Origin of the sequence: Ruminococcus sp., assembly GCF_019417665.1 — a bacterium.
Taxonomy (GTDB): Bacteria; Bacillota; Clostridia; order Oscillospirales; family Ruminococcaceae; genus Ruminococcus_C.
Map to the genome: position 1 here is coordinate 16,010 of NZ_DXUU01000018.1, position 24,991 is coordinate 41,000.

A 24,991-nucleotide genomic window follows, 5' to 3' on the forward strand; every position below is an offset into this window, starting at 1 on the left:
ACGATGCTATGAAATATACAACAACTCCCTCTTCTCTGCACATCCGGTCTGACCCAACCTATGCCATGTCCGGATCCAGACGAAACAGTTGGAATCTGCTGACACTTCTGTTGGCACTGATGGGATTCGCCGGCACATTAACATCGCTCTTTTCCCTGTACCAGCCGGAATGCCATACCGGATTGGTATGTATCACTGCCGCAGCTGGTTTTCTTCTTGGAACAGTTTCCCAACGAATGCCCAGATACGGCGGATGGCTCACCGGGGGATGTTTGCTTCTGGTGGCTGTTGTGCTGGTGCTGCGTGTCAATCACACTACTGCAGGCATACAATACATCATCAATACCATTTACAGCAATGCCCACCATACGGACATTCCCTATTTCGCAGTTTCCACTGCATATGACCCTATATCCTGCGTCACTCTGGTTACCTGCTGCTTTGCAGTCCTGCTGGCATATTTCATTGTTTTTTTCACCATAAAACATCCCCATTTCACGCTGACCGTTGGAGTGACGTTCCTGCTCCTGGAGCCAGGATTATATCTGGGGCTTTCTGTAAAACCGATCGCCACGGCACCGCTTCTGGCATATTGGTGCGGTATGCTGGCACTGCGGCTGGCTATACGGTGCACAGGCGATACACAACCGAAATCCGCCCGGCACACGGCAGCTGTCTGTGGTTCTGTCACAGCATTATTTGTGCTGGCAGTATATACTGCCGTTGTTCTTCTGGGAATGCTAAGCGGATACACACGTTCCGATGCAGACAGGCAGCGCAAAAACGATCTGAGTGATAGTCTTTCTAACTTTGATATCCAGAATCTCCCGGAGAGTCTCCGGATGCTTGGCGCAGCACTGGGATTTGAAAGCACATCTCGTGTGTCAAAACTGGGCACAAAATCCAGTCTGCACTTTCAAGATGAACCGGAACTGACGCTGACCTTTGATATGCTTCCGGACAGCACCATGTATCTGAAAGGCTTTACAGCCAGCGAATACCAAAACAACAGCTGGGCTGTTCCCTCCAAAGACACAGATGCTGTCAACGAGGAGATCGTATATAATATCATTGAGAGCTACGATTGTGTTCCACAAAATTTCCCCTTTTTATTCCAGCGTTCTCTTCTGCCGGATTCAGGAACATTCACCTGCACAGTTATCCCGGAAAAACAGGATTCCCGGTATTACCAGCCCTATGTTTCCTTTTCTTCGGACGTGTCATTTCCTGACGATTGGAATGTACGTCCCAACGACCGGGAAACATATTCCTGGACAGTCTCCGCCCCACAGACCTGGGTAATTGCTGCGCTGGCAGATTCTGATCTCCAGGAATACCGGCTGACAGCAACAGATACCGGAAAAAGCACAACAGTACAGGAATTTCTGAATACTTTGGGATTTTCAAATAACAGCACAGAAATCAGCACACGTTTTGCAGAATCCCAGGCGGCGAATTCTCCGGAGGAAATCCAAGGAAAAGTCCTTCCGGCAATGCTCATGGAATCCCTGGCATACCGTGATTATGCAAAAGAAGCTTACACAAATCTGCCTGACGAGGAGGCGCTGACAGAAGTCTACGCCGCACTTCCGGCATCTCTCACAGAACAGCAGCCAAAAACAGCAGCAGAACAGTACGAGGCACTTCTTGACATCCGGGCATGGATGGCAGAGCGCACAGAATACACTACAGCTCCCGGCAAAACGCCCGGCACACGTGATTTCATCAGCTTTTTTCTCATGGAAAACCAAAAGGGCTATTGCGTACACTACGCTACCGCCGGAACGATCCTGGCACAGTATCTGGGCATCCCAGCACGATACTGTGAAGGCTATCTTGTGGGAAAGGATATCCTGGAAAGCGCTGAAATCAACGACGATGGATACACTGTAACATTGACAGACCGTCAGGCACACGCCTGGTGTGAGTTTTACATTGACGGCTATGGATGGATGCCCTTTGAAATGACACCGGGTTATTATGGCACAAGCGCTTCAACACAAACAACTGAACCTGTTACTGCGGAATCCACTGCCGCTGCTACAGAAGAAGCCGCAGTGACAGAAGCCAGTCAGACATCACTGACATTCACAACAACATCAGAGAGTGCTTTGGGAAGCAATAACGAAATGATACCAGGAAGTGCAGCTAATTCCGGGGATGGAAATTCCCTGCCGCTAGAATCTGCACACAACAGCATTCCCCCGTGGCTTGTGCGGACGCTGCTGAGTATTCTGCTTGGCGGGATTCTGATCGGCACTGTTGTTCTCCTGCGGCTATGGGATATCCGGCGCCGAAATCGTATTATACTGGATACAAAACATCCCCGGCAAGCAGTCCTGACGGCATATCGATATCTTTTCCGCCTGCTGCGGTGGAGCGGACTGCGGTATGACGGACAGCTGCTCATGGACTTCTGCGAAAAAGCAGTGCGGCATCTGGAGAAAAAGCACCTGCCATCTGAGGCTGCTGCGCAAATTATTCCCATGACGCTGGCAATAGATCTGGGGCGAAAAGTTCCAGAAAAAGCTGCTCAGGCAGAAGCTGCTGCATCTGTTCAGATACTGGCGCAATCCATTTACGCATCCTGCGATCCGCTGAAACGGATCTGCATGAAATATATACTGCATCTGATCTAAGACAGTACTGTACAATCTCTGTGCAGTATTGCCTTAATGCGAAAGGAGTCTATTATGAAACCAAAATCCCCGAAGTCCAAATCTTCCAGGCGCACCCTTTATGTACTGCTCCCCTTTATACTGCCCCTCTGTCTCATTGGCATGGGTATTCTGCTATTGGTCAACGAAGGCCTATTCAACAAGATCTTCTTGTCCTTTGGCATTCTGATCGCACTCATTGGTCTCATTGAAGTGGTCATTTACGCATCCCGCCGCAAATTTGAGGTACAGACACAATATCTTGTGACCGGCATAATACTTATGGTGATCGGTGCCATTCTGATCATCGTGCCCTTTACGGTAAATACACTGATCCCCATACTTATCGGCATCTGCATTCTGGCAAGCGGCATTTCCGGCGCAGTGAACACTATGACCTTCCGCAAGGAAAACTCCAGCGTGCTCATTCCCATGATCTTTGCCATCACAAACTGCCTGCTGGGCGTGTTCATCCTCATCTATGTGCTGTTTGTGAACCAGAATGCCGGCTGGAATATCATCGGTATCCTGATGATCATCAGCGGTGTTCTGCGCATGGTCAACGAAGTACTTGCTCGGATCTCTGTGCCAAAATCTTCCGCCGCTGTGGTGGAAACGGTCTGCACAGACACTGCCGATAAGGCGAATTCTACAGAAGAACAGTGAGGAATCATTGAATATGATCGCAAATTATCACACGCATACTGCCCGATGTCAGCACGCATGGGGCGAAGATAAAGAATATGTGGAACAGGCAATCGCTTCCGGCATGAAAGTGCTTGGATTTTCGGATCATTGTCCCTGGGTATTCCCGGAGGGATATGTTTCACGCACCCGTATGTTCCCGGAACAGCTGGATGATTATTTTTATTCTATGGAAGATCTGAAACGGGAATATGCAAAGGATATCACCATTTATGCTGGATTTGAGGCAGAGTATATCCCAGAACTGATGGAAGATCAGGAAAAGCTTCTGGAGGGCTATCCCATCGACTATATGATCCTGGGGCAGCATTTCACAGCCAACGAAATGATTGCGCCGTACACGGGATTTCCTACGGATTCCAAGGCAGAACTGAAAAAATATGTGGACACGGTCATTGCTGGTATGGAAACGGGAAAATACGCCTATGTGGCGCACCCGGATCTTTTCCACTTCACTGGTCCGGATGAGGTGTACGAGGAATATTTCCTCAAGCTGTGTCAGTATCTGAAAGCCCATGACATCCCCGTGGAGATCAATCTGCTGGGCGTAGTGGAAAACCGGCACTACACCTCAGAGCGATTCCTGAAAATTGCCAAGAAAGCCGGAAATTCCGTGATTATCGGCTGCGATGCCCATACACCGGATCGGCTTTCCAATGCGGATTATATCGTTGCTTGCCGGAAGATGGCGAAAAAGTTTGAATTGCCGATCGTGGATTTCTTACCGGGATTGGGCGTAATTGAGCGATAATCAAAATTTTTTCTTGACAGCCGCACTTATCTGTGGTATAATAAAAAAGAACTGAAAAAGCGTAAGAAAATGGGGTGCACCACCACGGGTGCAGCCCATTTTCTGTCTATATGCCAAAAATACGGCATTTTTTCAGATCCGGCGATGGAATTTAACGACATTTCACGCCGTTTATTCACAATTCGAAGGAGGATATATGATGCACGTGAACGGAAAAGAGTTCTCCCTGAATAACCCTCAGACGCTGCTGGAATTTTTACAGAAACAGGGATATCAGATACAGCGGATCGCAATAGAGCGAAACGGTGAAATCGTTCCCAAAGCAGACTATGCAACGATACAGCTCAGCGACAGTGATGTCATTGAAGTGGTCGCATTTATGGGAGGAGGCTGATAATATGCAGATCCAGAAAAAAACACTATGGCTTTTGCGTATCGTTGGATGTGTCCCCATGCTCAGCAATATAGTATGGATCGTGCTGGTTATTTTTTACCTCTGCAAAGGTACGGACAACATAGCATGCAGGCTGAAACACATTGCCATCGCCGCTCTGCCACCCATAACATTGTATCTGATCTGGTCGTTTTTTCTTCTGCCAAATCTGCCCACACTGCCCTATTTTATTGGCAGATATGCAGATCCCATTCTATTTTATTGCGTACCACTTCTTGCAAATCAGGTTTTGCTGCACTTTATGTTTCGAAAGCAGGATTCCGATTGTACTGAGACAAATAATATAACGAAAGGTGATTCTTATGCAGACAATACAAAATGATCCGCTGATCCTCGGCGGAAAAGAATTTCATTCCCGGTTTATTCTCGGTTCCGGAAAGTTTTCCCTCCAGCTCATCCGAGACGTTATGGAGTACGGCGGCAGCGAAATTGCTACTATTGCTCTGCGGCGTGCCAATGCCGACAGCCCGGAGAATATTCTGGACTTTCTTCCGGAGCATCTGACACTGCTGCCCAATACTTCCGGCGCCAGAAATGCCGAAGAAGCTGTCCGTATTGCACGGCTGTCCCGTGAACTGGGCTGCGGTGATTTTGTCAAGATCGAAGTGATTCCCGATGCAAAATACCTCCTGCCGGACAATACGGAGACCATCCGTGCCACAGAGATCCTGGCAAAAGAGGGTTTCCACGTACTGCCCTATATGTATCCGGACTTAATCGCTGCACGCCGCCTTGCCGACGCAGGTGCAGCTGCCATTATGCCGCTGGGTGCGCCCATCGGCAGTAACAAAGGTCTGCGCACCAAGGATTTCATCCAGATTCTCATTGATGAAATCGACCTGCCCATTATTGTAGACGCCGGCATCGGTGCCCCCTCTCAGGCATGTGAAGCCATGGAAATGGGTGCTGCTGCGGTAATGGCAAATACTGCTGTGGCAACGGCAGACAACTGTCCCATGATGGCACATGCTTTCAAGCTCGCCATTGAAGCCGGACGAACAGCCTATCTGGCAAAGCTGGGACGTGTGCTGGATTCCGGCGCCGAGGCATCCAGTCCTTTGACCGGATTTTTGCAGGACTGAGAAAGGAGCTGTTTTCATGCGAAATATCTATGACCCTATGGAATTTCAGCCAGGTATGCAGCAGATCCAATCGGATATTTTCGACCGGGTCATCCAGGCACGGGAGCACTATCAGCCGACATCCTATACCGCTGGAGATGTCCAGGCTGCACTCCGCAAGGATGCCCTTTCTTTTGAAGATTTTGCAGCACTGCTCTCTCCAGCGGCAGAACCCTTTCTGGAACAAATGGCACAGCGTGCCAAAGCAGAACGAGAAAAGCATTTCGGCAACAATGTGCTCCTGTTCACACCTCTGTATATTTCCAACTACTGTGAAAATCAGTGCGTTTACTGCGGCTTCAACTGCAAAAATCCCATTACTCGCTGTAAGCTGAATGCAGAAGAGATTGAGACCGAAATGCAGGCGATCGCCAGAACCGGTATGCGTGAAGTGTTGCTTCTGACCGGGGAAAGCCGCAGTGTTTCTGGTCCGGAATATATTGCAGAAGCTGTCAGAATTGCAAAAAAATATTTCTCCACCATCGGGCTGGAGGTCTATCCCATGAATGCGGATGAATATGACATGCTCCGTCAGGCTGGTGCGGATTTTGTAACAGTTTTCCAGGAGACATACGATCTGGAACGCTATGGTGAAATGCACCCTGCCGGTGCAAAACGCTGTTTTCCATACCGTGTCTCTGCGCAGGAGCGTGCGCTGATGGGTGGTATGCGTGGTGTAGGCTTTGGCGTTCTGCTGGGGCTGGCGGATTTCCGCAAAGATATGTTTGCCGCCGGTGTCCATGCAGCAATGCTGCAAAAAAAATATCCTCATGCTGAAATTGCACTGTCGTTTCCACGACTCCGCCCTTATAAAAACCATGAGGAAACCAATCCCCACGATGTTCACGAAACCCAGCTGCTGCAAATGATGCTGGCGTGTCGGATCTTCCTGCCCTTTGCCAGCTTTACCATTTCCACCCGGGAACGTGCCGGATTCCGTGATCATGTACTGCCACTGGCTGCCACGAAGATTTCCGCTGGCGTCAATGTGGGAATTGGCGGTCACAATGACGAAGGAGAGCAAAAGGGTGATGCACAGTTTGAAATCTCCGATCCGCGTACCCTGGAAGAGATTCACGACGCCATTCTTGCCCAAGGGATGCAGCCAGTCTACACTGACTACATCAACACAAATACACTATGCTGATCTGTGTGACAAACCGGCGGCTCTGTCCAGATGACTTTTTCCAGCGAATCGAACGGATCACAACCGCCGGTACAGATGCAATTCTCCTCCGAGAAAAAGATCTGCCTGAGCCGGAATACGCTGACATGGCGATCCGCTGCCGGAAAACCTGCGAGAAATATGGGGTAACACTACTCCTGAACACCTTTGTGCAGACGGCGATACAGCTGCATCTGCCTGTGCAATTGCCAGTGAGAACGCTATTGGAGCTGCCCTGCATTATCTGGCAACATCTGCCAGCAGTTGGTGCATCGGTGCACAGCCGGGAAGAAGCGGTACAGGCTCAGGCACACGGGGCAGATTGGCTCATTGCTGGGCATATCTTCCCCACCGCCTGCAAAGCAGATCTGCCGCCCAGGGGGCTGACATTTCTCCGGGATATCTGCCAGAGTGTGACCATTCCAGTCTATGCCATCGGCGGTATTACGGCAGACAAGCAGGATGTAGTACGTCAGGCAGGTGCTGCCGGATGCTGTGTGATGTCGGAGTGGATGCAGTGCGACAGTCCGGAAGATACCATTTCTGTCTGGAAACAAAATCTATGAAAGAAACAGGAAAACCGTTATGATCGGTATTTCCATAACAAATTAACCAATGGCGAGAGGCTTCTGATATGAATAAAAATAGAATCGAACTGACAAAACGCTATACCTTATTTATCGTCAGTCTGTTTTTCAGTGCATTGGGTGTGGCAATCACAAAAAAAGGAGAACTTGGGGTATCTCCCATCTCCTCGGTCGCAAATGTCATGAGCTTTCAATTCCCGCAACTGTCTCTTGGCAGCTGGCTGATCATCTGGAACTGTATGCTGATCCTTGGACAGATCCTGCTGCTGCGGAAAAAATTTCAATGGATCCAACTGCTGCAAGTGCCCCTGTCATTTCTGTTCGGCTGGTTCACAGATTTCGGAACTTGGATGCTGTCCTTTTTTGAACCGAACCACTATCTGCTGCGTCTTGGACTCGTTCTCGCCGGAACAGTTGTGCTTGGCTTCGGGATTTCCCTTGCGGTCATCGCAAATGTGATCATGAATTCCGGAGAAGCCTTTGTGAAGGCAATCTCGGATACCATTCACAAGGAATTCGGCAATGTCAAGATTGTCTTTGACATCAGCTGTGTGATACTGGCAGTGATACTTTCCTTCCTGTTCTTCCGTACTCTTGTGGGCACACGGGAAGGCACGGTCATTGCGGCGCTATGTACTGGATTTGTGGTAAAATTCTTCAATGGGCTGCTGCGAAAGCCAATGGAAAAACTGCTGACTGCAAAAACTGAAAAATAATATAAAAACCTGTCTTATGGAAGTTCCACAAAGACAGGTTTTTCGCATTTATTCAGCTGCACTCGGTTCGCTCTGTTCCGATTGCAGTTCTTCCGTGAAAGCGTCGATCAGCTGAATGGCATGTTCTGTTTCGCCGCATTCCAACAAAATTTTCAGGGAATCCAGCATGAAACGGACATTTTTGACATCCATCATACCCTGCTCAGCCATCAGGCACTCACCTCAACTGGCGGTACATTTTCAATCTCGTTGCCTTCTGCATCATAGAATTTCGGACGTGCGGTTCCATTCACACAGTCCGCATCCACCACAATCGTCTTGACGTGCTCCACAGACGGAGTGGTATACATGGTGTCCATAAGCGTACCTTCCATAATAGAGCGTAAACCACGGGCACCAGTTTTTCTGGAAATGGCTTCCTTTGCCACAGCCGCCATCGCATCATCTGTCAGTTTCAGCTGAATATCATCAAAATCAAACAGCTTCTGATATTGCTTCACCAGTGCATTTTTCGGCTCAGTCAGAATGCGGATCAGTGCTTCTTCGTCCAAATCGTCCAGCGTTGTGATAACCGGCAGTCTGCCCACAAGTTCCGGCACCAGACCAAACTTCACCAGATCCTGCGGCGTTACCTGGCGGAAAATATTCACCAAATCCTTTTTCTGCTGTGCAATGGGTGCATCAAAGCCCAAAGATGCCGGCGTCATACGCTTCTGGATCAGCTTTTCCAGTCCATCAAATGCACCGCCGCAAATAAACAGGATATTCCGGGTATCCACGTGAATAAACTCCTGGTTGGGGTGCTTTCTGCCACCCTGAGGCGGCACATTGGATACAGTACCTTCGATGATCTTCAAAAGCGCCTGCTGCACGCCTTCGCCGCTGACATCTCTCGTCAAGGAAACATTTTCCGACTTCCGGGAGATCTTATCGATCTCGTCGATGTAGATAATACCTCGCTCTGCGGCTTCTACGTCAAAATCTGCCGCCTGTAACAGACGCTGAAGCACATTCTCCACGTCATCGCCCACATAGCCAGCTTCGGTGATAGTCGTTGCATCGGCAATGGCAAAGGGAACGTCCAGGATCTTCGCCAGTGTCTGCGCCAGATACGTTTTTCCCACACCGGTGGGGCCCAACAGCAGAACATTGCTCTTTTGCAGTTCTACATCACGAGATTCCTCATCCTTAGACTGATTCAAGATGCGCTTATAATGGTTGTAAACAGAAACAGAAAGTGTAATTTTCGCCAGATCCTGACCAACCACATATTCATCCAATGTCTTTTTAATCTCAGCCGGTTTCAAGAGACGAATCTGTGCCGGCTGCTTTGCGGATTTTTTCTTTGACTTTGCAGCTGACGCCGGATTCACCGGACCGTACAGCATCTCATAGCAATATGTCACGCATTCGCTGCAAATATTGACATCTGCCGCAGAGATCATGCCTTCGACCATGTGCTCTGATTTACCGCAGAAGTTGCACCGTTTTTCCTTTTTCTCATCCATGTTCGGTTCCCCTTATCTGTGTGCGATCACCTTATCAATCAAACCATATTCCTTGGCCTCAGCCGCATACATATAGTTGTCACGCTCTGTATCCTGTTCAATGACCTCCAAAGGCTTTCCGGTATTCTCTGCGAGAATCTCGTTCATCTTCTGACGAACCCGTACCAGATGATCAGAAGCGATCTTGATATCTGTGCACTGACCGGACAGACCGCCGGAGATCAGCGGCTGGTGAATCATAATCTCACTATTGGGCAGAGCGATACGCTTTCCCTTTGCACCAGAGGACAGCAGGAATGCACCCATAGATGCTGCCATACCGATGCAGATAGTAGAAACATCACACTTGATATACTGCATAGTATCATAAATTGCCATGCCGGCAGTGATAGAACCGCCCGGACTGTTGATATACAAGGAGATATCCTTTTCGTTGTCCTGACCCTCCAGGTACAGAAGCTGTGCTACGACCAAGCTAGCCGTCGCATCGTTTACCTGGTCGGACAGCATAATGATACGGTCATTCAACAAGCGCGAGAAAATATCGTAGGAACGTTCTCCGCGGCTGGTCTGTTCAACAACGTACGGTACTAAACTACTCATGTTTATCATCCTTTCTCCATACGGCTTCTGCCGCAGCTCTGGATTTGCACTCCAGGGCATTTCTGTTTTTCGTCATATTTCGAAAAAAGTGCAGATATCACAGTGGGCGAACACTGCTGTTCGCCCACTGCAAATGCCATTATCAAACGGCATCAAATACTTTGTTCATTATTCCGCAGAAACAGCCTCTTCAGCCGGAGCTTCTTCTGCCTCTTCCGGTGCATCTGTCGGAACAGCAGCTTCCTTGACCAGATCCATCGCCTTGGTAGCCAGCATGTCGCCGCACAGTTCTTCAACATAGATGCGCTTCTTGACATCTTCCGGTGTCAGACCGTTTTCTTCAGCCAGTCTTACAACCTCAGCTTCCAGATCTTCATCGGATACTTCCAAGTTCTCCAATGCAGCAATCTTTTCCAGTGCGAGACGCAGCTTTACTTCGTTTTCTGCACGATCCAGATATGTTGCCTTCAGAGAATCCTGATCCATACCAGTGTACTGGAGATACAGATCCAAAGAAACGCCCTGTGCCTTCAGCTGATTTGCAAACTGATTCATCAGTGCATCTGCACGATGCTCAAACATGCAGTGCGGGATGGGATCCTCTACCTTTTCAATCAGCTTCATGATCACAGCATTTTCAAAAGCATTGTCAGCTGCATTCTCTGCGTTCTCCTCCAGCTTCTTGCGGACATCAGCCTTCAGCTCGTCTACTGTGTCAAACTCAGAAGTATCCTTGACGAACTCGTCATCCAGTTCCGGCAGTTCTTCACGAGAAATGCTGTTGATACTGCATTTAAAGACAGCTTCCTTGCCGGCATAGTCCTCCATCTGATAATCTTCCGGGAATGTTACAGTCACATCGAAATCTTCGCCGATGTTGTGACCTGCAACCTGTTCCTCGAAGCCCGGAATAAACTGACCGCTGCCCAGCTTCAGCTGATAATTTTCGCCCTTGCCGCCTTCAAAAGCTTCATCGCCGAAAAAGCCCTCGAAGTTGAAGTTTACTTCATCACCCATTTCAGCAGCACGATCATCTACAGAAACCACACGTGCATTGCGCTGACGCATTGCTTCGATCTGCTGATCCACCTCTTCGTCAGTGATCTCTTTGACAACCTTCGGTGCCTCAATGCCCTTATAGTCCACCAGGTTGATCTCCGGCTTAGTCACGCAGATGACCTTCAGGGAAACGCCTTCTTCCTTACTGATAGAAGTCACTTCTACCTTAGGTGTATCCACGATTTCCAGTTCAGCATCTACGATCAGAGCCGGCAATTCTACATTCAGCAGAGCGTTGACAGCATCCTCGTAGAACACATTTTCACCATAGGTTCTCTCGCACATTTTCCGCGGAACCTTACCCTTACGGAAACCCGGCATAGAAATATTCTTCTTCTGACGCTGATATGCAGCTTCTACTGCTTTTTCAAAGCTTTCTGCATCAATTTCCACAACCAGTTCGGTCATGTTTACATCGGTTTTTGCTGATGATTTCAAATTCATAGTTGATGTCCTCCAATTATTGCATTTCCTGTACAGCGTGCACAGGAATTTATTTCATGCACACTGCTTTATTATAGCATATTCGTGCAGGTTTGACCAGAGTATTTTTGCACTTCTCCATTTTAGCTAAATCGCATCACCAATTCTGGCACAAATTGTAGATAATCACTAGAAATCAAGTGCATTTCTGTCTCTTCATAACGTCCTTGAAACGCATTACAATGCCCCTTGCCATGTACATGTCCATAGTAGCACTGCTTGATCTGATACTGGTGCAGCACCTCTAAAATATCATAATTCATAGACGAACCATAGATGGGCGGATAGTGCAGAAAGACGATTGGTTCCAGCCCAGCACTGACAGCCGACTGGATGGAAACCTGAAGCCGCTGCACTTCACGTGCCAGAATCTTCGCATCTGCCGCCTCGCCTTGCATACTCACCCAGCCCCGTGTACCGCAAATGCCGTACTGTCCGAACGCATAATGGTTATTATGCAGAATGTGCAGTGAATCAAAGCCGTGGGCTGTAAAAAAGTCCTCCATTTTCTTTAAGGATGTCCACCAGTAATCATGGTTGCCTTTCAGAAAGATCTTTTTTCCCGGCAGTTTCTGCACGAAAGCAAAATCAGCTTCTGCCTGCTGTAAATTCATGCCCCAAGAGAAATCCCCGGCAAGCACCACAGTATCCTCCTCGGTAATCTTTTCCCGCCAGCTTTGTTCCAACAGTGTCTGATAATCTTTCCATCCGCCAAAAATATCCATGGGCTTTTCCGGCACGCCAAAGGAAAGATGCAGATCACCAATGGTAAATAACCGCATGATCACCTCGTTCAGGACAAGTGCAGTTCGCTGAGTACGAACTGCTGCATCTCCGACTTGTCGATGCTGCCTGTGAAACGGCGGGGCTTTGTTTTCAGCGCTGCCAGTGACTGGGGAATATCCAGAGAAGATGCCTCATGGAGCAGTTCCACCATGTCATATTCGTCAGTACTGTCAGCAGGCTTTTTGCCCAGTGCATCCAGCACGCTTGCGCTGAACTTGAAGGGGCTTGCCGTGGATGCAATGAGCGTCTTTGTGGTATCGCCGGTTTCCTTCCGATAATCCTGGTATACCTTTACAGCTACTGCTGTATGGGTATCGCAGGTGTAACCGTACTTCTGATAAATCTCATGGATGGTTGCCTTTGTGGCGTCATCATCACAAAATCCGCCGTAGAACAGATCAGACAGCTTCGCCTTTACCGCATCTGAAACCTCATACTTACCTGTCTCCGACAGTGCAGTAAACCACTGTCGGATCTGTGCGTCATCCTCACCGGTCAACAGATAGAGCAGACGTTCCAGATTGCTGGAAATGAGGATATCCATAGACGGCGAAGTTGTTGCATAAAACTGGCGGTTGCGGTCATAAACGCCAGTGCGGATAAAGTCTGTGAGCACCTTGTTGATATTCGAAGCACAGATCAGCTTTCCAAGAGGCACGCCCATCATCTTTGCATAATAAGCAGCCAGAATGTTGCCAAAGTTACCCGTAGGAACAACGACATTCAAGGGGTCGCCATAGGCAATCTCACCGGACTCCGCCAGGGAAACATAGGATGAAACATAGTACACGATCTGCGGTACCAGCCGCCCCCAGTTAATGGAATTGGCGCTTGAGAATGTCAGGCCGCCCTTTTCCAAAGCAGCAAGCACTTCGTGATCAGTGAAGATCTTCTTAACGCCGCTCTGACAATCGTCAAAGTTGCCCTTTACAGCGCAAACCGTGACATTTTCGCCTTCCTGGGTCACCATCTGGCGCTTCTGCATATCGCTGACGCCTTCCTCCGGGTAGAACACCATGATCTCTGTTCCAGGCACATCCTTAAAGCCCTCCAGGGCTGCCTTTCCGGTATCACCAGAAGTAGCCACGAGGATAACGACCTTCTTGTCCATATGAAGTTTCTTGACCGCAGTGGTCAGGAAGTACGGCAAGATCTGCAGCGCCATATCCTTAAATGCACAAGTCGGACCATGCCACAATTCCAACATGTATGTTCCCTCGAACAGATGGGCAATTTCTGCAATATTCTCTGTCTCAAATGCCTTTGTGGTATATGCACTCTCGGTACAGTAGCGAAGCTCAGCCTCTGTGAAATCCGTCAGATACTTGGAAAACACATACGCTGCACGCTGTGCATATGTCATTGGAGCGAGCGACTTGAGCTCGTCCATAGAAAGCGCCGGAATGGATTCCGGTACAAACAGACCGCCTTCTTCTGAAATTCCCTTTGCAATTGCAGCCGCACTCTCTACACGGATGCTGCTGTCTCTGGTGCTCTTGTAAAACACTGTTACCACCCTTTTCCCGGCAGAAATTCTGCCTAAAATATAAAATCACTGCCCGTCGTATCAAATGCATTTTCCAGATAATCTACCGAAAGGATCCGCTTTCCCTGCATGGCAACACATGCAATATCGAACCTCGGCTGCAGCTGTGTAGGATGTGCTGCGCACCAGACAGCGGCAGTCTGGATCAGACGAGCCTGTTTTTTCTCCGTCACTGCATCATAGCCGGAGGAAAGACTCCCCGGCTTCCGGGTCTTTACCTCCACAAAAGCGAGATATTCCCCATTTTCTGCAATAATATCAATTTCGCCGCCCCGAATGCAGAAGTTCTGCTGTACTACCGTATACCCATGGGTACGCAGCCATTCACAGACTGCTGCTTCACCCCGGCGGCCTATCTCAGTTGTTTTCATATAACTTTCTCAAAAAGCTGGGACGATGCGCCGGACAGGGACCGTACTGTAAAATTGCCTCACAGTGCGCCTTGGTACCGTATCCCTTGTGCTTCGCAAAACCATATTGAGGATACTGGGCATCTAGTTTCCGCAGCATTCGATCTCGTGAAACCTTTGCCAGAATGGACGCCGCAGCAATAGATGCAGAAGTCGCATCACCCTTGATTACCGTCTCCGCCGGCACGCCCAGTTCCGGCAGACGATTTCCATCCACCACCACTAGTCCCGGTACTTCCGATAATCCGGCAACAGCACGCTGCATGGCAAGCATAGTGGCACCGAGAATATTCCGTTCTTCAATCTCTTCCACCGTTGCAAATGCCACACAATATGCCAGGCAAGCATCTATCACCAGATCATAGAGAGATTCCCGTTTTTTTTCAGTCATTTTTTTGCTGTCATTCAGCCCCGGGATCAACGGTTTCGTAGGATCAAGAATTGCTGCGGCTGCATAGACATCTCCGGCGAGAGGTCCTCTGCCGGCTTCATCCACGCCGCACAGCAACGATCCACCGGTTGACTTATCAGCATCCCAGGCATATAATTCCTCTGTTGTCTTTTTCGGTGCAGGTTTTGCCATACTCACACCTCCTGTTCCGGCAACTCCAGAGTAATTCGTCCCAGTTTACCGCTGCGAAATTCATCCAACAGTGTGATCGCTGCCCGTTCCGTATTGACTTCACCGCCAGAAATGAGCATTCCTCGTTTTCTGCCCAACAGTTCCAACATTGCAAAACCATCCGATGCGATCTCGTCCAACTCTGTCATACGATAGCGCTGTTCCAGCGCCTTCGGATAAGATACAGCCAGCTTTTGCAGCAACAACCCGGCAAGAGCTTCCAGATCCATGATATCATCATTGATAGCACCGGTAAAAGCGAGCTTTTGTGCCACACTCTGGTCATCAAATTTCGGCCAGAGTACGCCTGGCATGTCCAGCAGTTCCATGTTGCTGCCGATCTTCACCCATTGCTTGGTACGAGTCACACCGGGACGATCCTCTACTTTTGCACGTTTTGACTGCGCCATACGATTGATAAAGGACGATTTTCCAACGTTGGGAATCCCCACCACCATCAAACGGATGGGTGCACCCACCATGCCATGAGCCTCTCGTTTTGCAAGAAGATCCGGCAGCAGTTGTTCCCGGACAACAGGTGCAAATCCGGACACGCCTTTTCCGCTGCGGCAATCCATGCTCAATGCCACATAACCTTGTTTTCGGTATGCTGTGATCCAACGTGAAGTTGCCGCTGCATCTGCCATATCTGCTTTATTGAGCAGCAGCAAACGTGGTTTTGTGCCTACCATCTGATCCATTTCAGGATTGCGGCTGCTCTGGGGAATCCGGGCATCCAGAATCTCTACCACAGCATCTACAAGAGACAGATTTGCTGCGATCATACGTCTTGTTTTTGTCATATGTCCCGGAAACCACTGGATATTCCGCATGACTTCTTCTGCCATAATTCCCTCCGATTTTCAAGTTGTCTGGGATCATCTCAAAAACAGATCACTCCATATTGCCATAGATCCCACCAAAACCCTGCGGAGAGATCCGGAATACAGCCTTGCCGAGAATGGCATCTCTGGGAACAAATCCCACATAGCTGGATCGACTGTCCGTCGAGTTGTTGCGATTGTCACCCATGACAAAATAGTATCCCTCCGGAACTGTGATAGGATAGGAATCAAATCCGTCCTCCGGCGTAAGCGTCAGTTCCTTAATATATGGCTCATCAAGCACTTCGCCGTCCACTGTTACGGTTCCAGTATAAAAATCGATATCCACTTTCTGTCCGCCGGTCGCAATAACACGTTTGATCAAACGTTTTTCCTGGGGCAAGCCATTGCCTTCTGCCAATGTTCCGTTTTCATCAAATAAATAAGAATGCGAATTGTCCACGATAACAATATCACCGTATTCCGGCGTATAGAATAAATCCGACATAAGAAGCCGATCACCGTTTTGAAGGGTATCGTTCATGGAGTCTCCCTCTACCGTCACCGGACGGATCACATAAGCAAACAGCATGATCACGACAAAGATCGAGACAAAAACCGTTTCAAAAACTTCTGCCAGATCACTTAGGAAAGACCCTTTTTTCGATTCCTGTTCCTGCTCTAACTCCTTATGTTCCATTGCCTGCTGTTCCATATCATCGCTCTCCATTCCTCAGACCTTATAGGCATCTCCAAAAAGCTGTACACTATAGTTACACTTTAATGAATACCCCTTGTGTTTATTAAGCAATCCGCCGATAATAAAAAAAGGACAATACTGTCCCCTTTTTACTGCCGTCAGGCAGGCGTCATGAAGCAAAAACGACATGCGCACAAATCCCGCCTGTCTTTGCCTTGTACAATTGCCTTACAGGGCATGCTGCTTGTGAGTGAATTCTGCTTATCTTAGCGGAGCTGCTCCTTAACCTTAGCAGCCTTACCAACTCTGTCACGCAGATAATACAGCTTTGCTCTGCGAACCTTACCCTTGCGTACGATCTCTACACGTTCAACTACCGGAGAGTGCAGCGGGAAAACACGCTCAATGCCGCAGCCGTGTGCAACACGACGAACGGTAAAGGTCTCGCTGACACCGCCGTGCTTCTTAGCAATGACTGTACCCTCAAAAACCTGGATACGGCTCTTGTCGCCTTCCTTGATACGTACGTGTACCTTTACAGTATCACCGATACCGAACTGAGGTACTTCCTGCTTCAGGCTTGCGTCGCTGATCTTCTTCAATGCATCCATTTTAATATCCTCCTAAAATTTGCGAACATTCATAAACGTGTTCCTGCACTCCCGTTCAGCGTCAGAAGGCGAAACATACGCCAATTCTTTTCCATGGCGAACGTCAGCGGACTGTCCGATTTAATGTCGTACTGCCGAGCCGCCAATTCCCATCGGGCGCCCGACCGGCATTAACCTCACACGAAAAACGTGCGGATTTTCAAATGCTTTTATATCATACCATATTCCGAAAAAAAATGCAAGTGTTTTTTCAAAAAAAATTTGATCTTTCTGCTGTCAGCAGTGCCGTCCGGCAAATTTTAGGCGATTTCACCGCATTTCCTGCGCTGTTCTGCCATGCTTCCAGCAAAAGCATGGGGTTCAGATTGGAAGCGCTGCCTGCCGGAAGACACAATTCCAGCACCAGACGACCTATTTCCTCCCGAATATCCGTCACTTCTGTCATAGGCTTCAAGTCGATCTCTTTCAAACCCTTTTTGGTTTTTTTCTGTGCCAATATCTCCGGCTGTGCCAGAAATTGATCCAAGTCCGTGCGAAGCTGTGTCGGGTCATCACAGGGCAATTCCACAGTGTACAGCGCATAGGTCAGTTCCTTGAACGCAAACTGGGGTGCACCTGCTTTCAGGATGCGGATATCCTCCGGCAGAACATCGTTCAATCGTTCCATGACTTCGCCATAGGGCATTTCTTCCGTCAGTCCCAGTTCCAGGATCTCCGATGTACTGGTAAATCCCAAAGGCAGCGTCGCCGCAAAAGAGGTTTGCATATGTGGATGGAATCCACCAGAATATGCTGCTGGAAGTCCCGCACGGCAGACTGCACGCTGAAGGCAGCGGATCAGATCCAGATGGGAAATATATTTGGCTCTGCCGGTTTTGGCAAAACGCATGCGTACAGTATTATTCAAAGCAAGCCCTCCCGATCTTTCTGTTCACACCGCAACCAGCACACTTGGCACGGCAGTGAGGCGTAGTCTGTGATGTATGCGCCGTCTGGTTCTCCCGGATAAAAAAGGACTTGTCCACCAGATAATCCAGGTGATCCCAGGGGAATACTTCGTCATAGCTGCGTGTCCGGTTTGCATAAAATGCCGGATCAATGCCGCAGGCATCAAAAGCACGCTGCCAGTTTTCATAATTGAAATATTCGCTCCAACTGTCGAATTTGCTGCCGTTACGCCATGCCTGTTCGATCACAGGAACAAGCCGTCGGTCTCCCCGTGCCAGCACTGCCTCCAGAAAACTGATCTCATAGGTATGCCAGCTGACCTTGATTTTTTTCCGGTTTCTGGGCTGAATGGATTCAATTAAATGCTGCTGTCGTTCTTTCAATTGTTCCCGATCAATCTGCGGTTCAAATTCAAAGGGCGTAAAAGGCTTCGGCACAAACGTTGCCACGCTGATGGAAATCTGGATGGACTTTCCCTTTGGACGATCCGATGTTTCATAAAACAGGGCAATCATACGTTCTGCCAGCTGAGCAATCCCGGCAATGTCATCCTTGTCCTCTGTGGGCAGTCCCATCATAAAGTAGAGCTTTACATTAGTAAAACCGCCGGAAAAAGCGATTTTCGCAGTGCGCATGAGTTCTTCCTCAGTGACATTTTTATTGATGACATCACGCAGCCGCTGAGTACCTGCTTCAGGGGCAAAAGTAAGGCTGCTTTTGCGGACGCCCTGAATACGATCCATAAGTTCCCTGGAAAAATTATCCACACGCAGAGACGGCAGCGTCAGGTTAATGCGATGAGATTCCAGATAAGGCAGCAGACCATTCAAAGTTTCCTCCAAACGGCTGTGATCGCTGGTGCTCAGGGAAGAAAGAGAAATTTCCTGATACCCGGTGGAATCGCAGAGATCACGACACTGACGCTGGATGGTTTCCGGGGATTTTTCCCGGAAAGGACGATACAGAAAACCTGCCTGACAAAACCGACAGCCACGGATACAGCCACGAAGCACCTCCTCCACTGCACGGTCGTGCACCGTTTCCACAAAAGGAACCACAAATGTCTCCGGGTAAAATACCTTGTCCATATCGTCCACGATCCGCTTCTGTATGGTTGCCGGCGCATTGTCTCTGGGTGTCACTGCCAAGACAGTGCCGTCCTCGTGATAGGTGACATCGTACAGCGATGGTACATAAATACCAGGAATTTGTGCCGCAGCACGCAAAAATTCCGAACGAGACGCACCAGCTTGCTTCATGTTATAATAGAGATCCATCATTTCCAAATTGACCTCTTCCCCCTCGCCGAGGATGAACAGATCAAAGAAATCCGCCAGAGGTTCCGGATTGCATACGCAGGGACCGCCGGCAAAAACAATGGGAGAAAGGGTCTCACCACGGTCTTTTGCGTACAGCGGAATCCCGGCAAGATCCAGCATATTCAAAATATTGGTATATGACAGCTCATATTGCAGCGTAAAGCCTACCATATCAAAGGTATTGACGGCATCAAGGCTTTCCAGGGCATACAGCGGAATATCATGTTCCCGCATAAGTGCTTCAAAATCGGCGCACGGTGCAAAAACACGTTCGCACCAATAATTCTCCCGGGTATTGATGAGACTGTACAGGATCTTCATGCCCAGATGGGACATGCCAATCTCATAGGTGTCAGGGAAACAAAAGGCAAAGCGGACATCGACTTTATCTCGTTCCTTTACAATACTCCCCACTTCACCGCCGATATACTGTGCTGGCTTCTGCACTTGCATCAGCAGAGGTTCAATTTTGGATAATACATTCATAAGGCATTTCGTTCTCTTTCCTGATCAATCATTTAAAGAAAATGTTAGTATCGCCTACAGCGATAAATAATAATCCTGAATTAATCATTCTGAATTTCTTCTTTACTATCATTATACATGATTTTCTGACAAATTGCAAGTGTACATAAAAAATGGGAGCAAAACGCTCCCACAATTCTATTCCAATGATTGCCGCAGCTGTGCCAGCAGCTTTTTCTCCCGCCGGGAAACCTGCACTTGAGACATGCCCAACACTGCCGCTGTCTTACTCTGGGTCATCTCCCGAAAATAACGCAATTCCAGAAGCATCCGGTCTTTGGGTTCTAATGCCGCCATAGACTGCCGCAGAGACAGCAGATCTCCGATCTGCCGATCCGGCGCCTCCACAGGAATATCAAACTGGCTGTCCTCATCGTCCTCATCGCTTCGTGTCAGAGAAAGCGGTGCCTGTGTCACACAAAGGGCTTCGGCACATTCTTCAATGGTGTCACCGCTGGCTTCGCTCAATTCAGAAACTGTAGGCGACCTGCCATTCTGCTGTTCGAACTGCTCCTGTAACCGCTGTAGCTTCATAGCACGTTCCCGGAGACTCCGGCTGATATGCACCACGCCGCCGTCCCGGAACAGCCGCTTGATCTCCCCCAGTATCACCGGAACAGCATAGGTAGAAAACTGCACGCCACGGCTGCTGTCGAAAGCTTTTACCGCTTTCAAAAGTCCTACACACCCGGCGGAATACAGCTCGTCATACTCAATGCCCCGGTTTCGAAACCGATTGGCACAGAGATGCACCAGCCCCAGATGATCCTCTGCACGAGGTACCGTCACTTCACCCGACATGGCGGTTCTCCCAGTTTTTTGCGCATCGTCACCGTAGTCCCCTGCCCCGGTTTGCTCTTCACCTGGAGCTTATCCATAAAGCTTTCCATAACAGCAAATCCCAGCCCGGCACGTTCTTCCTCCGGCGCTGTTGTGAAAAGAGGCTGCATTGCCTGTTCCACGTCAGAAATGCCGCAGCCACGGTCTTTGATACGCAGATAGATCTCACGATTTTCCAGCAATTTCATATGTAACTCCACATCACCGCTGCCATTTCGATAACCATGTACAATGGCATTGGTAACGGCTTCGGAAACAGCTGTGCGGATGTCAGCAAGTTCCTCTACTGTAGGATCCAGCTGCACCAGAAACGCCGAAACAACGGCACGGGCAGTGCGCTCATTTTCCGAGATTCCCGGGAATATAAATTTGACTGCATTAATGGTTTTCATATGTCCTGCCTCCCTTCTTGTGCGTCCATCTGAATATGTGCGATCCGTTCCATGCCTGAGATCCGCATGACACGCCGGATATGTTCCGGCGGATTCCGAATGATCACTTCTCCGCCGATCTCTCCCATACAGCGGTGCCGCCCCATAATGAGACCGATCCCGGAGCTATCCATAAATGTCACCCCGGCAAAATCCAGCACCAGTACTTCCGGCTGGCACTGTTCGATCTTCTCATCAATTTCCGCACGCATGGGTCGTGCACAGTGATGATCAATTTCTCCGCTTAATATAGCGATCAATGTTTTTTCCTGCGTTTGCAGTACAACAGCCATAACTTTTTTCATCCTTTCTGCTTTGAGTACTCTATTGCTATTATACGACATTTCAAAAAGCTTTTCTGTCAAATGACGACGATTGCCGGAAAAAAGTATCGCAAAACTCGACATGTTCAATGAAAAATAAAAGCAACACCGCACAAAAATTACGCAGTGTTGCCTTGGCGCATGTTCGCATAAATCCGAACACGCTCTAATTATTTATTCGCATTTCCGCTCCATGCCCGCATTTTTTTGATAGCACGCTGTTCCAGCTGACGGACACGTTCTTTTGTCACCTGAAGATGTTCTCCTACCTGCACCAGAGTCAATTCCGGATAGCCGTCCAGCCCATAGCGCATAGCGATCACATCCCGTTCCCGAACAGAAAGCTGTGCCAGGCACTGTTCCAGAAAGATCCGACTGCTAACGATCTCATCCGGCGTCTGTTCATCTGGAGCAGAAAGCATCTCCTGCCGTTCCGTTTCCCCATCTAATGTCAGGGTTTCATTGAGACTGCGCAAATTGCAAAGCGGTTCTACCTTGCAGAGATATTCCCTGACTTCCTCTTCTGTCAGACCATGCCCCTCTGGCTCTTCTTCTGTGACACGTTCTGCCAGTGCCTGATAATTGACCATGGTAAAGGGCTCCCGGTAAATGGACAGCTTGTGCATACGGTCGTGAAGATGTACCGGAATGCGGATAGTCGTTCCCCCATTCATGATCTCACGCTGCACTGCCTGGCGCACATGAATCCAGGCATACGTTGCAAACTGATTTCCTGTTTCCACACGAAACATTTTTGCCGCACGAAGTAGCCCGATCTGTCCGGCTGCCCACAAATCCTCCAGTTCCAGAGAAAGATAAGCATAACGCCGTCGTTCACGCCATGCCACTGTATGAATCATGCCTTCATTCTGCAATAAAAGAAGATCTTTCGCCCTCGCGTCACCCTGCTGGATCCGCACGCACAAATTCTCGTTGCTGTCCATATTGATATCTGCTGTTTTCCTGTGTTCTGTTGCATATGTTTGTTCGTCCATTTATGGCCATTCCTCCTATTTGACAATTTCTGTTCTGGTACGTCTTATTATAACAATTCAGTTTTTCAGAACTAGAATAACTAAAATATTCTTCAAAACAAAAATATAAAAACGTACTGTTCTATCAAGTTGCACAGTTTTTACACGAGCGTATTTGTGAAAAATACCTCTAGCATTTACACAAAAAATATGTTATAATGGAACATAGGAATCAAATCATACTGAACGTATTGCGTTCTGCTGGCAGGAGGTCATAATGCAAATGTCACAAAATACGCCGGATGGAACAACTACAGAGTGTATCTGGCTGGCAGAGGGATCAGTTTGCGAACTGATGAAATCTTGCCGATGCCATGGAACAAGCTGTTCCTTCCGGCGAACGTCTGCACAGGACCGCAGAGCTGCGGCAGCCTGGCAGTCACGCATGGCATCTTTGCCTGAAGAACAGCAGCGCAGGATCGCAAAAAAATACTACGGAGGGAATATGCCATGGAAATGACACACAATACATCAAACGCAGAATTTCAGCCCAATGAATATGTTTCCTACGGCAGCTCCGGCGTATGCCAGGTTGTTGCCCTTGAAAACCGTTCCTTTGACGGAGAACACGAAGAAGCTTACTATAAATTACGCCCGATCGACGGCTCTCATTCTACGTATTACGTCCCGATAGAACGTGCACCGGAGCGGCTGCGCCGCCTTCTGACAAAGGATCAGATCTACAGCCTCATCGATGAAATGACAAAGGAAACAGAACAGGAATGGTGCAATAACAGCCGGGAACGCCGGGGCATCTTTCAGTCCATTCTCCACAGCGATGATTACCGGGAAATGATCCAAATGATGCGTACTCTGCATCAGCAGCAGGAACGCAAGCGCAGCACTGGTCACAAATTAGCTGCGGCAGACGAGGCAGCGATGCACGCTGCGGAATCCCGGATGTATCAGGAATTCGGCATTGTCTTGGACATCAAACCGGATCAAGTACATAACTTTATTGTTAATCGTCTGAAATCTGTATAAAATCACATGAAACTCTATACATAAAAAACGGACAGCTTCAGGAAAATTCCTTGAAACTGTCCGTTTTTGTTTTTATACATTATGCCAGAAATCCCGGATGATATCTAAAATAGCGTCTCCCACAGCTTCTTTCGACAGCAGCGGCAATTCCCGTTCGCTGTCCTTTTGAATCAGTGTTACCACATTGGTGTCTGTCCCGAAACCAGCACCCAATACCTTGAGATTATTGGCACAGATCATATCGAGATGCTTTCGCTTCAGCTTTTCTCTGGAATTCTCCAGCATGTTCTGTGTCTCCATGGAAAAACCGCAGAGAAACTGCCCTTCCCGTTTGTGTTCCCCCAGATAAGCCAAAATATCCTGCGTCCTTGTCAGGGGGATCTGCATCTCCCCATCATGTTTTTTCTGTTTTTCCGCCGCAATTTCCGCTGGGCGATAATCCGCCACAGCTGCCGATTTGATGACCGCATCCTGTTCCGGCGCACGAGAAATCACTGCATCAAACATTTCCGCAGCCGAAACCACATGCACAACTTCTACAAAGGGTGGCGGTTCCAGAGCAGTCACCCCGGTCACAAGGGTCACTTCTGCACCACGCAGCATCGCACACCGTGCAATGGCATAACCCATTTTTCCGGTGGAATGATTTGTCAAATATCGTACCGGATCCAATGCCTCCTGAGTTGGTCCTGCCGTCACCAGAATTTTTTTGCCTTGCAAATCCTTTTCACAGGCGATCTCCCGGAGAATATAGTCCAGCAGCACTTCCGGCTCCGGCATTTTCCCGGCGCCCACATCCCGACAGGCAAGCATTCCCACTGCCGGTTCGATCACCGTATACCCGAAACGACGCAGCTTGTCCAAATTATCCTGTACAATGGGATTTTCGTACATATGGGTATTCATCGCCGGCGAGATCAACACCGGCGCAGTACATGCCATCACCGTCGTAGTCAGCATATCATCTGCAATGCCGTTTGCCATCTTGCCGATGACATTTGCTGAAGCCGGTGCAATCAGCATCAAATCTGCACGCTGTGCCAGACTCACATGCGCCACATGAAACTGAAAATTCCGGTCAAAAGTATCCACCAGACACTTATTTCCCGTCAAAGTCTCAAAGGTAATAGGTGTAATAAAATGGGTAGCATTTTGTGTCATGATAACATGCACATCCGCATGAAGCTTCACTAAACAGCTCGCCAGCGAGGCGATCTTATAGGCGGCAATACTGCCTGTCACACCGAGAACCACTGTTTTCCCTTGCAGCATCTACTCA

The 24,991-nt window shown here is 48.8% G+C and carries 29 protein-coding genes; 11 read left to right on the forward strand and 18 right to left on the reverse strand.

Features of this window, described 5'->3' with window-relative positions; all coding sequences use genetic code 11:
• Positions 1-8 precede the first annotated feature (8 nt).
• The 9 genes from QZ375_RS06445 (at position 9) to QZ375_RS06485 (ending at position 8,156) form a co-directional block, all read left to right on the forward strand.
• Positions 9-2,639, forward strand: a complete 2,631-nt coding sequence (locus QZ375_RS06445) for a transglutaminase domain-containing protein (protein WP_295217019.1) — start codon at positions 9-11, stop codon at positions 2,637-2,639.
• Between the two features lie 54 nt (positions 2,640-2,693).
• On the forward strand, positions 2,694-3,323 hold the full coding sequence (locus QZ375_RS06450; protein WP_295217023.1) for a DUF308 domain-containing protein: 630 nt from the start codon (positions 2,694-2,696) through the stop codon (positions 3,321-3,323).
• 13 nt (positions 3,324-3,336) lie between these two features.
• Positions 3,337-4,113, forward strand: coding sequence for a histidinol-phosphatase (locus tag QZ375_RS06455; RefSeq protein WP_295217025.1), 777 nt, complete (start codon positions 3,337-3,339; stop codon positions 4,111-4,113).
• Positions 4,114-4,309: 196 nt separating this feature from the next.
• A complete protein-coding gene (gene thiS / locus QZ375_RS06460) occupies positions 4,310-4,507 on the forward strand; it encodes a sulfur carrier protein ThiS (protein WP_295217027.1) in 198 nt (65 codons plus the stop codon).
• A gap of 4 nt (positions 4,508-4,511) precedes the next feature.
• Positions 4,512-4,889: a hypothetical protein gene (locus QZ375_RS06465; protein WP_295217031.1), complete on the forward strand. Its 378-nt coding sequence runs from the start codon at positions 4,512-4,514 to the stop codon at positions 4,887-4,889.
• Positions 4,870-5,649 (forward strand): thiazole synthase, encoded by a 780-nt coding sequence (locus tag QZ375_RS06470; protein WP_295217033.1) that lies wholly within the window; start codon positions 4,870-4,872, stop codon positions 5,647-5,649. The genes QZ375_RS06465 and QZ375_RS06470 overlap by 20 nt, the downstream gene beginning before the upstream one ends.
• A 16-nt stretch (positions 5,650-5,665) precedes the next feature.
• Positions 5,666-6,835: a 2-iminoacetate synthase ThiH gene (gene thiH, locus QZ375_RS06475; RefSeq protein WP_295217036.1), complete on the forward strand. Its 1,170-nt coding sequence runs from the start codon at positions 5,666-5,668 to the stop codon at positions 6,833-6,835.
• A complete protein-coding gene (locus tag QZ375_RS06480) occupies positions 6,829-7,419 on the forward strand; it encodes a thiamine phosphate synthase (RefSeq protein WP_295217040.1) in 591 nt (196 codons plus the stop codon). Before thiH ends, QZ375_RS06480 begins: the two co-directional genes overlap by 7 nt.
• A 68-nt stretch (positions 7,420-7,487) precedes the next feature.
• Positions 7,488-8,156, forward strand: coding sequence for a DUF6198 family protein (locus QZ375_RS06485; RefSeq protein ID WP_295217043.1), 669 nt, complete (start codon positions 7,488-7,490; stop codon positions 8,154-8,156).
• A 48-nt stretch (positions 8,157-8,204) separates the two neighbouring features.
• Here the strand turns inward: QZ375_RS06485 and QZ375_RS06490 are convergent, their stop codons facing one another.
• From QZ375_RS06490 to QZ375_RS06570, 17 genes are all read right to left on the reverse strand, one after another.
• The gene (locus tag QZ375_RS06490) at positions 8,205-8,366 is read right to left on the reverse strand and encodes a hypothetical protein (protein ID WP_295217045.1); all 162 of its coding nucleotides are present in this window, start codon (positions 8,364-8,366) and stop codon (positions 8,205-8,207) included.
• Positions 8,366-9,664 (reverse strand): ATP-dependent Clp protease ATP-binding subunit ClpX, encoded by a 1,299-nt coding sequence (clpX, locus tag QZ375_RS06495; RefSeq protein ID WP_295217047.1) that lies wholly within the window; start codon positions 9,662-9,664, stop codon positions 8,366-8,368. Before clpX ends, QZ375_RS06490 begins: the two co-directional genes overlap by 1 nt.
• A gap of 12 nt (positions 9,665-9,676) precedes the next feature.
• Entirely contained in the window at positions 9,677-10,267 is a 591-nt protein-coding gene (gene clpP, locus QZ375_RS06500; RefSeq protein ID WP_295217049.1) for an ATP-dependent Clp endopeptidase proteolytic subunit ClpP, read from the reverse strand.
• Positions 10,268-10,435: 168 nt separating this feature from the next.
• The gene (gene tig, locus QZ375_RS06505; RefSeq protein ID WP_295217052.1) at positions 10,436-11,770 is read right to left on the reverse strand and encodes a trigger factor; all 1,335 of its coding nucleotides are present in this window, start codon (positions 11,768-11,770) and stop codon (positions 10,436-10,438) included.
• A 122-nt stretch (positions 11,771-11,892) separates the two neighbouring features.
• Positions 11,893-12,591 carry a metallophosphoesterase gene (locus QZ375_RS06510; RefSeq protein ID WP_295217055.1) on the reverse strand — a complete coding sequence of 233 codons (699 nt, stop codon included), beginning with the start codon at positions 12,589-12,591 and terminating at the stop codon, positions 11,893-11,895.
• A gap of 11 nt (positions 12,592-12,602) precedes the next feature.
• Entirely contained in the window at positions 12,603-14,102 is a 1,500-nt protein-coding gene (gene thrC / locus QZ375_RS06515) for a threonine synthase (RefSeq protein ID WP_295217059.1), read from the reverse strand.
• Positions 14,103-14,134: 32 nt separating this feature from the next.
• Positions 14,135-14,512, reverse strand: coding sequence for a YraN family protein (locus QZ375_RS06520; protein WP_295217062.1), 378 nt, complete (start codon positions 14,510-14,512; stop codon positions 14,135-14,137).
• Positions 14,499-15,134 (reverse strand): ribonuclease HII, encoded by a 636-nt coding sequence (gene rnhB, locus QZ375_RS06525; RefSeq protein ID WP_295217066.1) that lies wholly within the window; start codon positions 15,132-15,134, stop codon positions 14,499-14,501. The genes QZ375_RS06520 and rnhB overlap by 14 nt, the downstream gene beginning before the upstream one ends.
• 2 nt (positions 15,135-15,136) lie before the next feature.
• A complete protein-coding gene (gene ylqF, locus QZ375_RS06530) occupies positions 15,137-16,021 on the reverse strand; it encodes a ribosome biogenesis GTPase YlqF (protein ID WP_295217069.1) in 885 nt (294 codons plus the stop codon).
• A gap of 46 nt (positions 16,022-16,067) precedes the next feature.
• Positions 16,068-16,712, reverse strand: coding sequence for a signal peptidase I (gene lepB / locus QZ375_RS06535; protein WP_295217074.1), 645 nt, complete (start codon positions 16,710-16,712; stop codon positions 16,068-16,070).
• Between the two features lie 251 nt (positions 16,713-16,963).
• Entirely contained in the window at positions 16,964-17,308 is a 345-nt protein-coding gene (rplS, locus tag QZ375_RS06540) for a 50S ribosomal protein L19 (RefSeq protein ID WP_295217078.1), read from the reverse strand.
• A 250-nt stretch (positions 17,309-17,558) separates the two neighbouring features.
• Complete coding sequence (locus QZ375_RS06545) at positions 17,559-18,215, reverse strand: TIGR03936 family radical SAM-associated protein (RefSeq protein WP_295217080.1); 657 nt, start codon at positions 18,213-18,215, stop codon at positions 17,559-17,561.
• On the reverse strand, positions 18,208-20,061 hold the full coding sequence (locus tag QZ375_RS06550; RefSeq protein ID WP_295217082.1) for a TIGR03960 family B12-binding radical SAM protein: 1,854 nt from the start codon (positions 20,059-20,061) through the stop codon (positions 18,208-18,210). Before QZ375_RS06550 ends, QZ375_RS06545 begins: the two co-directional genes overlap by 8 nt.
• Before the next feature lie 177 nt (positions 20,062-20,238).
• Complete coding sequence (locus QZ375_RS06555) at positions 20,239-20,901, reverse strand: sigma-70 family RNA polymerase sigma factor (protein WP_295217085.1); 663 nt, start codon at positions 20,899-20,901, stop codon at positions 20,239-20,241.
• Positions 20,886-21,332 carry an anti-sigma F factor gene (gene spoIIAB, locus QZ375_RS06560; RefSeq protein WP_295217088.1) on the reverse strand — a complete coding sequence of 149 codons (447 nt, stop codon included), beginning with the start codon at positions 21,330-21,332 and terminating at the stop codon, positions 20,886-20,888. The genes QZ375_RS06555 and spoIIAB overlap by 16 nt, the downstream gene beginning before the upstream one ends.
• Positions 21,329-21,664 carry an anti-sigma factor antagonist gene (locus QZ375_RS06565; protein ID WP_295217092.1) on the reverse strand — a complete coding sequence of 112 codons (336 nt, stop codon included), beginning with the start codon at positions 21,662-21,664 and terminating at the stop codon, positions 21,329-21,331. The genes spoIIAB and QZ375_RS06565 overlap by 4 nt, the downstream gene beginning before the upstream one ends.
• A 200-nt stretch (positions 21,665-21,864) precedes the next feature.
• Complete coding sequence (locus QZ375_RS06570; RefSeq protein ID WP_295217095.1) at positions 21,865-22,689, reverse strand: sigma-70 family RNA polymerase sigma factor; 825 nt, start codon at positions 22,687-22,689, stop codon at positions 21,865-21,867.
• Positions 22,690-22,945: 256 nt separating this feature from the next.
• Between QZ375_RS06570 and QZ375_RS06575 the strand changes: the two genes are divergently transcribed.
• A complete protein-coding gene (locus tag QZ375_RS06575; RefSeq protein WP_295217098.1) occupies positions 22,946-23,188 on the forward strand; it encodes a hypothetical protein in 243 nt (80 codons plus the stop codon).
• Positions 23,179-23,712, forward strand: coding sequence for a CarD family transcriptional regulator (locus QZ375_RS06580; RefSeq protein ID WP_295217101.1), 534 nt, complete (start codon positions 23,179-23,181; stop codon positions 23,710-23,712). Before QZ375_RS06575 ends, QZ375_RS06580 begins: the two co-directional genes overlap by 10 nt.
• A 72-nt stretch (positions 23,713-23,784) precedes the next feature.
• Here QZ375_RS06580 and coaBC read toward each other — a convergent pair whose 3' ends face one another.
• The gene (gene coaBC / locus QZ375_RS06585) at positions 23,785-24,984 is read right to left on the reverse strand and encodes a bifunctional phosphopantothenoylcysteine decarboxylase/phosphopantothenate--cysteine ligase CoaBC (protein ID WP_295217105.1); all 1,200 of its coding nucleotides are present in this window, start codon (positions 24,982-24,984) and stop codon (positions 23,785-23,787) included.
• Positions 24,985-24,991 lie beyond the last annotated feature (7 nt).